Origin of the sequence: Brumimicrobium aurantiacum, assembly GCF_003402975.1 — a bacterium.
GTDB classification, from domain to species: Bacteria; Bacteroidota; Bacteroidia; order Flavobacteriales_D; family Crocinitomicaceae; genus Brumimicrobium; species Brumimicrobium aurantiacum.
In genome coordinates, this window is sequence record NZ_QURB01000002.1 from 343,429 (window position 1) to 359,516 (window position 16,088).

13 protein-coding genes are annotated in these 16,088 nt (G+C 32.6%); 8 read left to right on the forward strand and 5 right to left on the reverse strand.

The features are described from left to right. The first annotated feature begins 3 nt into the window (after window positions 1-3). Entirely contained in the window at window positions 4-1,050 is a 1,047-nt protein-coding gene (locus tag DXU93_RS04780; protein WP_116880118.1) for a hypothetical protein, read from the forward strand. Further along, the gene (locus DXU93_RS04785) at window positions 1,013-3,277 is read left to right on the forward strand and encodes a hypothetical protein (RefSeq protein ID WP_116880119.1); all 2,265 of its coding nucleotides are present in this window, start codon (window positions 1,013-1,015) and stop codon (window positions 3,275-3,277) included. The genes DXU93_RS04780 and DXU93_RS04785 overlap by 38 nt, the downstream gene beginning before the upstream one ends. A gap of 83 nt (window positions 3,278-3,360) precedes the next feature. Here DXU93_RS04785 and DXU93_RS04790 read toward each other — a convergent pair whose 3' ends face one another. From DXU93_RS04790 to DXU93_RS04805, 4 genes are all read right to left on the reverse strand, one after another. After that, entirely contained in the window at window positions 3,361-4,533 is a 1,173-nt protein-coding gene (locus tag DXU93_RS04790; protein ID WP_116880120.1) for an ABC transporter permease, read from the reverse strand. A gap of 8 nt (window positions 4,534-4,541) precedes the next feature. After that, window positions 4,542-5,501, reverse strand: a complete 960-nt coding sequence (locus tag DXU93_RS04795) for an HlyD family secretion protein (protein WP_116880121.1) — start codon at window positions 5,499-5,501, stop codon at window positions 4,542-4,544. A 20-nt stretch (window positions 5,502-5,521) separates the two neighbouring features. Next, complete coding sequence (locus DXU93_RS04800) at window positions 5,522-6,895, reverse strand: TolC family protein (protein WP_116880122.1); 1,374 nt, start codon at window positions 6,893-6,895, stop codon at window positions 5,522-5,524. A 180-nt stretch (window positions 6,896-7,075) separates the two neighbouring features. Continuing rightward, on the reverse strand, window positions 7,076-7,633 hold the full coding sequence (locus tag DXU93_RS04805; RefSeq protein ID WP_116880123.1) for a Crp/Fnr family transcriptional regulator: 558 nt from the start codon (window positions 7,631-7,633) through the stop codon (window positions 7,076-7,078). Between the two features lie 199 nt (window positions 7,634-7,832). On the opposite strand from DXU93_RS04805, the gene DXU93_RS04810 reads away from it, so the two are divergent. The 6 genes from DXU93_RS04810 to DXU93_RS04835 all read left to right on the forward strand — a co-directional run bounded on the left by DXU93_RS04810 (window position 7,833) and on the right by DXU93_RS04835 (window position 14,672). Continuing rightward, entirely contained in the window at window positions 7,833-8,732 is a 900-nt protein-coding gene (locus DXU93_RS04810; protein WP_116880124.1) for a hypothetical protein, read from the forward strand. 103 nt (window positions 8,733-8,835) lie between these two features. Further along, a complete protein-coding gene (locus DXU93_RS04815; protein WP_116880125.1) occupies window positions 8,836-10,875 on the forward strand; it encodes a BatA domain-containing protein in 2,040 nt (679 codons plus the stop codon). Window position 10,876: 1 nt separating this feature from the next. Continuing rightward, entirely contained in the window at window positions 10,877-12,139 is a 1,263-nt protein-coding gene (locus DXU93_RS04820; RefSeq protein ID WP_116880126.1) for a dihydroorotase, read from the forward strand. Window positions 12,140-12,144: 5 nt separating this feature from the next. Beyond that, window positions 12,145-12,711 carry a class I SAM-dependent methyltransferase gene (locus tag DXU93_RS04825; protein WP_116880127.1) on the forward strand — a complete coding sequence of 189 codons (567 nt, stop codon included), beginning with the start codon at window positions 12,145-12,147 and terminating at the stop codon, window positions 12,709-12,711. Between the two features lie 283 nt (window positions 12,712-12,994). Beyond that, window positions 12,995-13,804 carry a universal stress protein gene (locus DXU93_RS04830; protein WP_116880128.1) on the forward strand — a complete coding sequence of 270 codons (810 nt, stop codon included), beginning with the start codon at window positions 12,995-12,997 and terminating at the stop codon, window positions 13,802-13,804. 37 nt (window positions 13,805-13,841) lie between these two features. After that, window positions 13,842-14,672, forward strand: a complete 831-nt coding sequence (locus tag DXU93_RS04835) for a CvfB family protein (protein WP_116880129.1) — start codon at window positions 13,842-13,844, stop codon at window positions 14,670-14,672. Between the two features lie 180 nt (window positions 14,673-14,852). On the opposite strand, the gene DXU93_RS04840 is transcribed toward DXU93_RS04835, so the two are convergent. Continuing rightward, window positions 14,853-16,073, reverse strand: a complete 1,221-nt coding sequence (locus DXU93_RS04840) for a tetratricopeptide repeat protein (RefSeq protein ID WP_116880130.1) — start codon at window positions 16,071-16,073, stop codon at window positions 14,853-14,855. Window positions 16,074-16,088: the final 15 nt, after the last annotated feature.

The following is a 16,088-nucleotide window of genomic DNA, read 5'->3' on the forward strand; positions in this document are numbered from 1 at the left end:
CACGTGAAAATACCGATCAAATTTACTTTATTATTAATACTCATCGGTTTTGTATTCAGTTGTACAACTAAAACGGAAGTTACGAGAGCTTTCTATGCTTGGCAATCGCATCAAGATGTCGATGCAATTAAAAATCAGAAACTATTCCAAAAGTTTAAAGGAGAAAGACTTTATATTAAGCTTTTTGAAGTTAGCTACGATCAAGACAAAGGTGCTATTCCGCTTTCTAAGATGAAAATGACCTTAAACGAGAAATATATTTCAGAGGCCGAAATTGTTCCGTGCATCTTCATTGAAAATGAAGTGTTAAGCAAGTTAAACACTTTACTGCTAAGTGAATTGGCTGACAATATGATTTCTCTAATCAATAAATATTTTAAGGAATATCTTTTTGAAACTGATGCAAAAATCCATGATTTTAATGAAATACAACTCGATTGTGATTGGTCAAAAGGAAATCAAGATAAGTATTTTCAACTCATTCACATAATTAAAGAAAAATCGAAAAAGAACATTTCTTGTACAATGCGTTTATATCCTTATAAATACAGAAATGAAATGGGAACTCCTCCTGTAGATCGCATCATGTTATTGTGTTATAATTTATTGAATCCAACAAAAAATACAGATAAAAATACAATCTTGGAAATCGAAGAATTAAAGAAATACATTGATTTTGATACTCCATACCCTACTCCCGTTGATGTTGCGCTTCCCGCCTATTCATCTGGATATAGATTCAATCAACAACGTTTTTCTGGTGTTTTTCATGCTGTTCCACAAAAGCTTGAATCAATTACAGTTCCAGCAAAACAGCACCTGCACCACATCGTCAAGAAAGACACTTTAATTCAAGATTTATTTTTCAAAAAAGGAGAAAAAATTAAAATTGAAAGGGTCAGCGCAACTCAATTAACCAAAGCTGCAAAGCTTCTCGCAAATCATTTAGATCAAGACAAAATGAATGTCGCTATATATCATTTAGATCATCAAGAATTAAATCGATACAATCATGAAATTTTGGATAGCCTTTTTACTCTTTTTGAGTAGTATTTTTAATGTAAATGCATGTGGACCATGGTATCCATATGGTGAGGAAACCCGTTTTTCTTTGCTCTATCCTGGATGGTTTGACAATGGTGGACTTTCTGAATTTTATTATTCAGCAGACATTATTGCAGAAAGTTATGAGTTCTCTGCAGAGAATGATCAAAACGTTTTAGACTGGTGGGAACTCATCGATAAAAACGTAGACAAATCATCTGTATTTCATGTACTTTATGGATTGAGTACTCAAGAAATACTTGAAGCTAAAAGCGAAGCTTTTATTGATGCTTTAAAGTATAAAGGAAAGGAAGAGTATATAGATTATCTAGTCTTTGCTAAGACCTATTCTCACCTCAATGCATACAATTATAATTATTGGGAAAGAAACGATAGTCACAATGATTCGATGCGTGAGCTGGCAGCAGATTTAGCCATTCAAAAAGCAGTAAATTCAACCGAGGAACAATTGAAAAGAAGATATGCTTTTTTGGCCTTGAGATTTCAGTATTACAATAATAATAAAGAAGAAGTCCTCTCAATATACCAAGAATATTTCCAAGGAAAAGGGACGCTAGCAATTGACAGATGGGCTGAATTTCATCGTTTATCTTATGAAGACAACCCGGTAAAACGAAATCTAAGGGTTGCCCAATTATTTAACTCAGTACATTCTAAAAGACGTAGTTTATGGAACTTATTCGATATTCAAACTCCAATGGAAAATGTACTTGCTTTGGCAACTACGAATCGTGAAAAAGCCAATGTTCACGCCATGTATATTTTACGTCAGCAAGGAAAAACATTCGAAGATATACAAGAAATTCATCGTTTAAATCCCGAGAATGAATTATTGAATTTCCATATTATTCGTGAAGTCAATAAATTGGAAAACTGGATTCTAGGTCCAGAAATCACAGCTTTTGAACCTGTCATATACCCTCATGAAACTCCTTATGACATTGAAAATGAAATCATACAAGAACGTATTCAAGAAGATCGTATGTATGCGCATGAATTAATGGATTGGTTAATCATAAACCAAAACTCAATAAATCATGAGGTTTATACATCAAGTATTGCTACACTTTCTCTGATTACAAAGACTTATAGCATTGGAATTGAAGCTATAGAAAAACATCGATTTGAGTCATCAGATTTAAAAAATTGGAAAGACAATATGCTTATACTTTTGAATGCGCATGATCAAAAAAAGCCTAATTTCAAATCATTGTGTATCGACAGTTTGACTCTTTCAGGTGAGCAGCTCAATAATAAGTTCATTTTTGCTATTGGTAGAAGATTAGAATTCAGTGGAAATTTAACAGAAGCCATCCTCATGTTTAGTCATCTCAATTCAGATTATCGTTATGATTCATTTGTTTGGCATGAATCAAATGGTTTAGCAGCCTACAACATTGATTTTTATTCTAATGTATTTGATTATTTCGACGCCAATTATTCAGCGAAAGAAGTTGAAAAAAGTTGGAAAGCCATTTACAAATCTAAATATGATGGATTGGGAACATCACTCAAAAGTGACCGTTATAACTGGCTAGATTTAATTGGTACAAAATATTTGCGTGAAGAAAATCTAAAGAAATCAATATCAACTTGGGAGAAATTACCGAATGAATACTGGTATTCTGATGCTAGGAATTATGATGATTACCTTCAAGCCAATCCTTTTTATTCCGACTTCTACTCTAGTCATAAACCTACCAAAGGCGATACCGTTTCATACACAAAATTAGAAATTGCTCAGGAACTACAAAAACGCATTCAAAAAAGTAAGCGACTAAAAGGTAATGAAAAGGCGAAGGTCTTATTTGAAATTGCGAATTGTTATTACAATATGACACAATATGGAAATTCATGGATGATGAAACGTTATTATTGGTCAATTTACAACTATAACACCATTTACGCTGATAATGAGGATTTCAATACATGCTTCAATGCGATAGATTATTACCTGCGTGCTAAAAAAGCGGCCACATCAGGTGACTTTAAGGCTTTATGTCTCAGAATGGCGGGGAAATGTGAAAAATTTGCATTACGTTTCAACACAAATTATGGAGAATATGAAAATCAGGAAGTGGTTTCTTACGGTGATTATATCTATTTGAACAATGAATATTTTAATCAACTCCAAAAAGAATTCCCCAATGATCATGAGGAATTGATGAGTAATTGCTTTTCATTTGACAGATACTATAACTCAATTAAATAAAAAATGCTGGCGCCAATGACACCAGCATTTCAACCTAAGGAAAGCTTACTTGAATTATTAAAACTTATATTACTCCTTAAATTTTAAACTTCTAAAGATTTAGACTTTTTCTTGTGACGTGATATCTTGATTTGTAATAACACCAACATTGCTATTAATGAACTTATTGTAATTGTGATTAACATTCCAATTTCTGATTGAATTGAAGACAAATCACCGTTATAAAACGCAATTTTTCTAAATCCAGACAAGAAATGAGTTAGTGGAATAAAATCAGCTATTTTGGTAATTGCTTCAGGAATCGCAATGGATGGCCAGGTAAAACCACTCAAAACAAAAGCTGGTGTGGAAATTACCATCAACAATTCTGTTGCTTTCAACTGACTAGGAATAGCAATTGAAAAAAGCATTCCGATACACATGGAAGCGAGTGTTAATAATCCTACCAAGTAAATCATCGGCCAATTAAAAATATTTGCTTCAACTTGGAAGTATGGTAGGAATAAGCTGACCCCAAACCACATTAATGGTAACATTAATAAAAATGGCGTAGATTTTAGAACAATATGGTAAAAAGCATTTTTACTGTGTCCAATCAATGTTCCAAAATATCCATCCTCAAAGTCACGTGCAAACACTAATGCCATAGCCAAAAAGATGATTTGTTGCATAATTACAGACAACAATCCAGGCAACATAAACGTCACGTAGTTTCCTGTCGAATTGAACATTTTATTGAAGTTGATTTTAAAACTTTCATAAGCATTTACTGCTTGACTATCATGCATTCCTTGTTTTTTCAATCCTTCAATTTCAATTCCTGCATTGAGTGTCATCAAAACAGACTGAATGTGTTTACTTGCTGTATTGGCATTTAAAATGTTCGCCATATTTAAATCCACATGAATTTCAGGATGTTTTTTCTGCAACAACTCTGCTTCAAATTCACTTGGAATAGTAATTACGGCGGCATATTGTTGACTTGGCATTTCTGAAACTATATTTCCCGATGAAAATCGTACATCCTCTACTTTTAACCCTTCATTATCATCAAAGGCATCAATAAATTTATCGGACATTGGACTTCTGTCTTGATCTACAATTACGATTGGTAAATCAACAACTTTCGCCTGTTGGTAAACATATCCGAAAAGAAATCCATACAAAATTGGCGCACCGAAAAATATAGCGAGTAAAACGTTATTCGAAAAAATACGTTGAAACTCAACACGAATTAACTCTATAAATTTTTTCATGGCTATTATTATTTAAGTAAAACTGTACTGTTCAAATAAAGATCACCTTCTTCAATTGATTTTAAGGGAACAATTTTTAGTTCATAAATTGATTCGTCTAAAGTGTATAAAGGCGTTGTACTTGTGATATTTGCATACTTTGCCAATTGTTTGATTGCTACAATTTTTGAAGGAAAACGCGCATTGGTATATGGATTTTCAAGTGTTACTTCTTGATTGATTTTAAAATCGTAAATCTTTGATTCAGGAACCGTTAACCTGAAATAAATACTATTCGTCTCATATCCATTGATCAAAGCATATCCAGGTGTTAACAATTCACCTTCCTTTAAACTAATCGTTTCGATACTCATATCAACAGGTGCGATTAAGTATTTTTCATTGGAAGCCACATTAACTTCTTCTTTAGCTCCTAAAGCGCGATCCAATTGTCCTTTTGCTTGATTGATCTGTTCTGCACGTGCTCCTTTAACGATTTCTTGTTTTTTGGCTTTCACTGCGTCAACTTGAGCTTTGGCCATTGCCCTTTTCATTTTCACTTCATCAAATTGCTGTTGACTCACCAAGGAGTCTTTATGCATGTTTTCAAGTCTTCGGTAAGACTCTTGTGCAAAATCCAATTGAGCTTGAGCTGCCTTTAACTTTTGCTCCACTTGATTCAATTGTTCCTTTGTCGCACCATTGATCGCCATATCCAATTGACCTTCTGCTGCCATTATTGCACCATCAGTTTGCATCATTTTAGCTGTAACTTCAGGAACATCGATAAACGCCAAGGTGTCTCCTTTCTTCACCTTCTGCCCTTCTTCAACATAGAGTTTTGAAACTCTACCAGCTAATTTTCCACTAATAGAAATGGTTTCATATTTCACCTTTCCGCGTTGAGATGTGATTTGTTCGTTTTCTGTACATGATGTAGCAAGCATTAATACCAAGCTGCTCAATAATATTGTTTTGTATGATTTCATCTTTTTGATTTCTTTTATTTTTAATAATTTAATGTTCCTTTTGCATGAAGTAAGGCTGTGACTGCTTTACGTTGATTGTAGATTGCCTCTTCATATTTGAATTTTGCCTTCTCAAGTTCTGTCAAAGCATCTAAAACATCATTAATCGAGGCCAAACTATTCTTGTGTTGTTGATTAATCAATTTGTAGGTTTCTTGAGCTAACTCTACCTCTTTCTCAACCGTTTTTACAGTTTGAACTTTAGATTTGTAGTTCAATTTTTCATTTACAATACTCAAAGCAATCATTTCCTCAGCTTCTTCTATTTGTGTTCTGTATTTTAATCCTTCCAGTTGCGTTTTCTTCGATTTTAAATGTGACTGAAAACCATCAAACACATTCCATTTTATCCCGACACCCACATACCATTTTGGGTCAAGTAAAGACAAATCTTTTTCTAAAAACTCATAGTGTCCAGTCGCTGCAATCTTAGGAATGAAATGACTTTTTTCCATTTTTGCTTTGTATTGAACTGCCAATTCAGCTTCTTCTAATGCTTTAATTTCATTGCGTTTTTCTTGGTCATCTGTATTGCTTAATCGATTAAAATCCAATTTAGGTACCATCATTTCCAGTTGATTTTTTTCTTCTCCTGTCAACTGAACTAATTGTTCAATTAACAAAGTCTTTTTATTTTGAAAATCAATTTCTTTACCTACTAATTTCTGTTGAGCTAATTCGATTTTTTTTCGTTCGATTGGAGTTGCAAGACCATTTTCAATAGCTTTCTTTACAAATAAAGATTGTTCCTTTAAGTATTCAGCTGAAGTCTCTAAAACTTTTTCTGAGGCGTAAACTAACGCCAATTGATCATAGGCTGTGATAATTTGAATTGCAAGCTTATCTTTCTCGGCCATTCCCAGATAATTCAAAGAAGAAGCTTTGTGTTTACTCGCTTTTACAGCATTGGTAACTTCAAAACCACTAAACAATATCCAGTCAACATCCACCGATGATTTCAGAATGTTTTTGTTTTGTAAATTGGCTGGTTCACGTAGTTCTGCTCCAGGTGGTAAAGGTGTATTAAACGGTATTCCAGCTGCCTCTTTAATCAAAAGCTTTTGTGTTGCCATTAACAAATCCTGTGTCTCTTGATCAAATGTAATGTCATCATTCAATCGTGTATAACTACCATTCAGTGTAACTTTAGGAATAAAAGTTGATTTGGCCAATTTCTGATCAATTTCAGCTTGTTCAGCGTTTATTTCGTTAATTTGAATAGATTGATTCTTTTTCAATCCTTTTTGAATTAATTCCTGTAGATAGGGATCTAAGTTTTGAGAAAACCCTGTGAATGAAAACGCTCCGATAAGCGGAATCACCATTAGATTTTTAATGAGTCGATGTATTTGCATTGCTTACTTTTTTTAATGTTTTGATGCAAATATCAAGAGAAGCTTCCCCTATTCCTTTGACATAAATCAAAAAGCAAAAATGCTCAATCGTTTTAACAAATTTTAAAGAATTGACTTTGATGAATTGACTGTCCCATATATGATTTGAACAGTTGTTTTAATTTTAAATGATTCAAGGGCTTATCGTCTGATTCGACTCAAGGTTTCTTGGGTCATACCTAAATAAGAAGCAATATGTCCTAATGGAATTCGATGATAGATGTCAGGAAACTCCTCTAACATATACTCATAACGTTCCTTCGCTGTTTGAAATTGAATCGCATTGAGTTTATTGACCACCTTAGTCAGCATTTCAATTGAAACCAATCGTCCAAGTTGGTCCATTTTATGATACTTTGAAAAAAGCATATCCATTTTTTCTCTTGAAATGGTATATACAATTGAGTCTTCAAGTAATTCTAAGTAATACAAACTGGGTGTTTTCTGAAAAAAACTATCTGCACTTGCCATGAATTTACCACTCCCAAAAAACCATTGCGTGATTTCCTTGCCCTGCTTTTTTAAATAATAACTCCTCCCCATTCCATTTTCAATGAAATAAAGTGTTCTACTGATCTCTCCTTGTTGAATTAACATGGTGTTTTTTGGAATTTCTTTCTTTTCAAAGCAAGATAAAATCTCTTCCAATTCTTCAGGACTAAAAGGAACTTGAGAAAGTAAAAAGTCAGATAAATTCATGTGGATTAACAGTATTGTTCGTCAATTTATATAAGTGCTGTCAAATATAGTAAAAGTCACCATGAAATAGCAGAAAGATTTGAATTTGGAATACCCATTAAAAATGTACTGAATTTCTTCTTTTTAGCATTAGATTTAATAAACGATTGCAATTTTCAGGTCATTATCTCGTTCTCAACTAAAATCAATATTAAATAAAATGAAGAACAAAAGTGTATTATCGGTAATCGGAATTTGTGTTTTGGTTGGTACATTATGGAGTCAAGAACCAGAAAAAAAAGTCAAGCCACTCAAGATCTCTGACGTTTTCATCTCGAATAGTTTTATTGGATTTAAATCTGAAATATCAACCTTAGATCATTTCAAATCATTAGCTCCAGAATCGGTATTCTTGCAAAATGACTTTTCAGAATTTACTAATCATAAATATTCTTACGGTAATATTAACAGTATGTTTGCGGTTAATCTTGGTATTCAGTTCGCAAATAAGGAAGGTACAAAATTTAGAAATAATCCATTATTAAGAATAGGAATTGGATACTCTCAAAATTCTATATTAAGTTCTTCTTATTCTAATGAAACAAGAACTCCTTATGACACTTTAATTTCTAGTCAAACTGGAAATACGCATTATATTGATTCTGTAAATACTGAAAGATATAGTATGAGCTATGGAACGGATATCATCCACCTTGATGCATCATTAATATTAAGAACGGATCCAGAAGCCAGATGGTCCATGTATGGAGGAATTGGTTTTAATTTTGGTATTTCCATAGACTCATATACAAGCATTTCGAAATTTAATGATGAGAAAACCGAAATAAGAAATGCTAGCCAACAGTTCAATGGATCTTTCGGAATCGACAATTACAACTATGAAAGTGAACATTACAAAAATGAAACAACTTACAGCCTTGCAGCTTATATTCCGTTAGGCATTGATTTTAGAATTGGAAAAAACAGACCATTTTGGCAGAGAACTCACCTCTTTTATGAATTTAGACCTTATATGACAAACTTTTTCATCCCAGAATTATCTACAATTTCAAAAGTTGGTTTTCAAAACTCCTTTGGCTTGAGAGTAAATCTTAATTAAAGTATTGAATTTGTTGAAGGGCTGATTTGAAGTTCAGTCCTTCAATAAAAATATAATACGAAAAAATCATCCCAAACGAATCATTTCTATTAATTTTGAATGGATGAATTTTGTACACCCAAATATCCTCTATTTTCTCTTTTTGTTAATCATTCCGATTATCATTCATCTTTTCAATTTTAGAAGATATAAAAAGCTATATTTTTCTAGTTTACAATTTATTAAAAAGGTAGAAAAAGAGACCAATGCAACTCGAAACATTAGACATTATATTATTCTAGCCTGTCGTATGTTGGCATTTACAGCATTAATACTCGCATTTGCTCAACCTTACGTTCCTACTTCAACTCAGTCTAAATCATTGGAGAATATTGTTCCCATTTATTTAGATAATTCCTTTTCAATGACAACCAAAGGTAGTAATGGAGATTTATTGAATCAAGGAAAAACAGCAATTCAAGAAATTGCAGATGCATATCCAAAAGGACAACGCTATGTTTTTGTCACCAATAACTTAGACGGCACTGAGCATCGCATTATTACAAAATCAGAACTCGAAGACCGTATTGAAGAAGTTGGCTTCTCTCCTATTTCTCGCACAGTTACGAATCCATTAGAAAGTATTAATGAATATATTCAATCAACTGGATTTGAGGGAAACGTACATTATTATGTTATTTCAGATTTTCAAGAGCGAAATTTTGAAGAGACTAAGGTTAACCTTGATTCAACAGCTAATTATTCATTCTTAAAATTAGCCCCTCAAATTGATCGTAACTTATTCATTGACTCAGTCTGGTTTGACCAACCTTTTCAGCGAGTTAATCAAAATAACACTTTAAATATTCGCGTAAATAATACGGGTCAAAGTAAACTTACAAATGTTGAGCTAAACCTTAAAATCAATGGTAATAATCGCCAAACATTAGCAGACATTGAAGGTCAAAGTAGCACAACGGTGTCGATGAATTATACGGATAAAACCACTGGATTAAAGGAAGGTGTAATTGAAGTAATCGATGAGAATTTGTATTTCGACAATCGTTTTTTCTTTGCTTATTCTGTCGAAGAAAGTGTTAATGTTTTAGTTATTAATGATGAAAACAACACAAAGTACCCTGAATTGGTGTACGCCACGGATGATTTTTATAATATAGATCAAACCTCTATTGGCCAATTAAAATCAGCCTCTTTTAATCAAGCAGATTTAATTGTATTAAATGAACTAAAAGAAGTAAGTTCAGGAGTGATTTCTCAATTGAAACAAATGGCTGCCAACGGAAAGCATATCGTGATTATTCCATCGCCTAATTTTGATCCAACAACTTACAATAACCTAATGAGTACTTTTCAATTACCATTAATTGAAAGTAAATCAAATCAAGAAATTAGAATTGGAAAAATAGAATCACAACGGGATTTCTTCGATGGAATGTTTGAAAAAGATGTTGATAATATTAGAATGCCTCCTTTGAAGCAATACTTAACTTCGAATATTTATAACAATTCTAATTACAATTTACTGATTCAGTATGAAAACGGAATGCCTTTGTTGGTGGAACAAGCAAAAAGTAACTCAATTTATGCTTTCTACACTCCTATCGATTCAGAATTCAATAGTTTTGGGAAGTCTGCATTATTCTCTGCTTTGTTATTAAGAATTGGTGAAAAAAGTCAAGGTCAAGCTCCTCTATATTTAACAATTGGATCTGCTCAGGAGTTCAAAACACAAGTTCCACGACAAAACGAAAGAACAATCAAGTTAAAACAAGATCAATTTGAGTTTATTCCTGAAATGAGTCAAAGCAATGGTTTCACTTCTATTGCTGTCAGAAACTCAGCAAACAACTTATCTATCAAAGATGGTGTTTACGAAGTTTTAGATAATGGAAATACAATCCAAAATTTGGCACTAAACTTCAACAGAATTGAATCTGATATGCAATATCATTCTGAGAATCAAATTGAAGCTTATTTCAAACAGTTAGACCTTCCAAAACTGAATATTGAAGGCATATCAACTATTAATGACATTCAGCAATTAACCCTGAAAAAACCAAGCGAATTTTGGAGAATTCTCTTATTTTTGGCCTTAACGTTTTTTCTTTTAGAAATGCTGATACTCATCTTTTGGAAAATATAAAATGAAGATATTACTTAAAAAAGCAACAATTCTAGATCGTGAATCCTCTAATTATAAAGAGTGTAAAGACATTTTAATTGTAGATGGAACAATTGCAGAAATCGCTGATGAAATTTCAGACGAAGATGCACAAATTGTTTCAAGTAATCATTTATGTGTTTCACAAAGTTGGGTAGATTTAAAAGCAGATTTCTGTGATCCAGGTCATGAATATAATGAGGATATTCAAACAGGAATAGCAGTAGCAACAGCAGGAGGATTTGGACACGTTCACTTAGTCTCAACCACTGATCCTATCATCGACAATAAAGGTCAAGTAAATTACATAAAAGCCGAAAGCACAAATCATATCATTGATTTATATCCTTTAGGAGCAATCACCAAAGGAGCTAAAGGAAATAGCCTTTCTGAAATGTATGATATGTATAAAGTTGGAGTTAAATTATTCTCAGATAGCAATCAATTTGTTTCTGCGGGAATTTTATATCGCGCATTATTATATGTAAAAAATTTCGGAGGTAAAATCATTTCATTTCCACAAAATGAATCCATCAATGAAGGTGGCCAAGTCAATGAAGGAATGGCTTCTTTAAAAACAGGGTTGAAAGCAATCCCTTCAATTGGTGAAGAGATCCAGATACAGAGAGACTTGAGCCTTCTTGAATATACCGAAGGTGAATTACACTTTTCAGGAATATCTTCAGCTGCATCAGTTGATTTAATTAGAAAAGTCAAAAAGAAAGGAGCTAAAGTAACTTGTGATGTGAATGTGAATCAATTGCTATTTAATGAAGTAGATACCTTAGGATACGACACAAATCATAAAGTGCTACCTCCTTATCGTCGTGAAGAAGATCGTTTGGCTTTATGGAAGGGAATTGAAGATGGCACAATTGATTGTATCGTTTCTAATCATCAACCAAAAAACGTTGAAGAAAAGGAAATCGAATTTGACAATGCTGATTTTGGTAACATAACCTTGCAAAGCCTTTTCCCTACTTTAACTCAAAATGGAAAAGTAAGTGCAGAGAAAATCATAGATCAAATTTCAATTCTGCCACGTAAAATTGCAGGTTTCGAAACAAAAACAAATATTGAAGTTGACAATATTGCTGATCTCACAATTTTTGACCCAACCATAGAGTGGACTTTTGATCAAAAGAGTAATCTTTCTAAAAGTCAAAACTCTCCATTTTTAGGACAAACCCTAAAAGGGAAGGCATTAGGAATAATTAAGAATAATACAATTACACTAAACAATTAGATCTTTTGGAGAATAAAAAGAATAATTTTTTAAAGGAGTTTTTTAAGGAGCGAAAAACTGTTGGAGCAATTCGTCCTAGTTCTCGTTCATTGGCAAAAAAAATGCTGAAAAACGTAGACTTTAAAAACTCAGATGTAATAGTAGAATATGGCCCAGGTACTGGTGTTTTTACGCGAAAGATTATTGACGAAATGAACCCAAACGCGACCCTTTATGTGTTTGAGTTACATAAACCATTTTATGAGAAACTAAAAAAGGAATTTGATCAACACAAGCAAGTTAAAATCATCAATGATAGTGCAGAAAATGTCAGGAAATATATCGAAGAAGACAATAATAAATATGCAGATGTAATTATCTCCTCTCTTCCTTTGACAAATTTCGATCAAAAACTAACCATGAGAATTTTAAAGTCTGCAGAGATTGCACTTAAGCCACAAGGATATTTTATTCAATTTCAGTATTCCTTAAATGCAAGAAAACTATTACTGAAAATTTTCACATCGACTTCAATTCAATTTACAATCAATAATCTTCCTCCGGCATTTGTTTATACATGCAAAAAAAAATAAGCCTGAGGACTCAGACTTATTTTTGAAGTTTTCATTAGTAGTAGTGCTCTACTTTTAACTAAACGAAATGCACCTTTAAATAGTTGCTTGGTAAACCGAAAAAAATCAAAAAAAGTTAAAAATTATAGCCTATGAATTACCCAAACCTCGAACATAAACAACTAAAAACCTATTTATCAACAACATAAACCAAATGTATAATCTATAAAGATTCTAAAAAAAAGAATATTTTTATTCTAAGTTTTATTTTGATTATATTTGATTAACTATAAAATTATTACTTATGAGCGCTAACATGTTTATTATTCCCCATGATTTTACGAGTGTAGGTGATGCCGCTTTAAAGTATGGAATCTTTTTATCTAAACCTCGAAAGACTTCCATTACACTGCTTCATATCGTGAACAGTGAAAGCAATAAACCATCCGCTTTAACGAAGTTAAATAAAATTATTTCCGATTTAAACCTAGGTCCAGATGACATATCAATTGAATCAAAGGTTGTTGTAGGAAGTATATTTGAAGATATTGCAAAAATCGCCGAGGAAGAAGAAGCCCGTCTAATTATTATGGGTACACATGGTGCAAAAGGAATGCAAAAACTTTTTGGTTCTTATGCAATGAAGGTGATTAGTAATTCGTCTGTTCCTTTCTTGGTCGTTCAAGATGGCGTTGAAAGAAATTCATTAGACAATATTGTTGTTCCTATTTCAACTTCAAAAGAAAGTTTGCAAATTATCCATTTTGCAGGTGAAATTGCACGAACTTTTGATAGTAAAATCCATGTTATTGCAGAACATCAATCAGATCAACGTTTGTCTCAACAACTTAAAGTGAGAATTTCCTTAGTAAGCAATCAATTCGAAGAGAAAGGAATTGATTGTGAAATCCACATATTAAAGGAAAGAAAGGCTTTTCATAACGTTGTAGTTGAGTATGCCAAAAAGAATCATTGTGATATGATTGCGGTTTCTCATCATTCAGCAAGTTTATTTTCACAATTTGAAAAGTACACACAAAACCTTATAACCAACGAAGGAAACTTTCCATGTTTAATTGTTAATGCGAAATTACTTTCAAAACTGTATTACTAATAAAGTTAGGTTAACTTTGTACCTGTAAAAGTAAGTTATGGTTTATATAGGAGAATACGCAGAATTAAGAATTGATCGTTTTACCAGTGTCGGTGCATATTTGGAGGACGACGAGGGATTTGAGGTTTTATTACCAAACAAGTACCTCACAGATGATATGGAAGAAAATCAGAATGTAAAGGTTTTTATCTATAATGATTCTGAAGATCGACCTGTTGCAACTACAGAAACACCGAAAATTGAATTGAATGACTTTGCCTTTCTGAAGGTTAAAGCGGTGAGTAATTTTGGTGCATTTTTAGATTGGGGATTAGAAAAGGACCTACTCGTTCCTTTTAAGGAGCAAACAGCCAAAATGGTCGAAGATGGAGTTTATCTTGTTACACTCTACAGAGATGAACAAACAAATCGATTGGTAGCGTCAGCAAGAATCAATCGTTTTCTTGAAGATGAAGTAATCGACCTAGAACAAGGAGACGAAGTAGATTTATTTATCGGAGAAGTAACAGATTTAGGACGTAAAGTTATCGTCAATAATATTTATAATGGTCTTATTTTTAAAGACCGCTTGGTTAGACCACTAAAAAATGGTGAAAGAACAAAAGGTTACATTGAGTTTATCAGACAAGATGGAAAATTAGACATTTCACTAGTTCCAATTGGATTAGAAAAATTTGATGAATTCACTGAACAAGTACTCACTTACATCAAAGAAAATGATGGGAGTATTTCTATTACAGATAAATCAAGTCCTGACTTGATTCGTGCTGAATTAGGAATGAGTAAAAAATCATTTAAAAAAGCTGTTGGGAATCTTTATAAGAACAAAATTGTAAAACTGAATAAAGATTCAATTGATCTGGTGTAAAGCAACAATATTCAAAATTAAGAAGGAGATACTTTTAGCGTAGTATCTTTTTTTTTGTTTTATTTTTTTGATGAATAAGCATGTTATTATGCTGACATCTACCCTATTTCCATCAAATTTATCGACAAAAAAAAAGGCCGTTACCTCAGTAACGACCTTCCATGAAATAAATCATTAAAATTACTCTGCTCCAGCAGCTGCTGCTTCAGCACGTTTTTTGTATTCTAATGCTTTTTCTGTATTCCCTGCGTTTCTATGAACTTGGAACAATACATTCAAAACACCTGAGTTATTAGGATCTTGTTTGATATAAATCTCTAAAGGGTCAATTGCTTTTTTGTACATCTCTTGACTTCTTTTACTTACTTTATCATAGTCAGGATTATTGAAATCCATTTGTGCTGCAGTTGTTTTCAACTTTTCACCTCTACCTAAATAAAGTACACCTAAATTGTATGCTGCTTCAGCATATTCAGGGTCAATCTCAATTGCACGCTTCAAGTTATTCTCTGCTTTTGTGTATAATCCTTCCACTTCGTCAGATTTTTCTTGATACCCTTCATCAGTAATCTCCATTTCATTGAATTCTGCATACGCTTTATCGGCAGCAGTTAAGAAAATTGAACCCATGTTTGAAAACAATACTTTATTTTCAGGAGAGGCTTTTGCAGCTTCATCAAAATAAGATTCAGCTTTTTCAAGATCATTGTTATTCAAAGCGATGTTTACACCTGAAATTGCTAAATCTTCACTCCCTGGAAACATTTCAAGAGCAGAAGAAATAAATTCTAGTGCTTTTTCATTTTCACCAGTTTTACTCAGTGTATCAATGTAGTTTCTAGCAGAAATAATTGCGTTAGTACGCATTGCATCTTGCTCTTCTTCAATATTTGCGATTTCTTTTACTTTATAAGCTCCAGCAAATCCAGCAAAAGCCATATCGTACTTCTTTTGCTTAAACATTGATTCTCCTATAAATACTGCTTGACCAACCTTTGATTTGAAAAAATCCTCTGTTTCAGACTTGTATCTTCTTTTAGACTCAGTATGACCAATTGAAGTTTCTATAACATCTAAAATTGAGTCGTTTTGATAAACTTTTAATGACTCATCATCACCATTATAAGTTGACATTTCCATCAAGCTATAATTGATAATTGCATTATAATAGTTTGCCTTAGGGTCAGTTTTAGTAGACTCATCTTTCATTGCTGGATCGATGAATTTTTTCGCTTCCATCAAATGAGTCTTTGCTTTATCAAAATCCTGCGCTTGAAACGCAGGTTGATATTTTTGAAATTCCAATGCAGCTGAAACTACATTACTATTTTGAGAAAATCCTTGAGCTCCAAACATAAAAGTAGCACATAAGATTCCTAAATTTAATTTGTTCAATTTCATTTTAATCTAATTTTT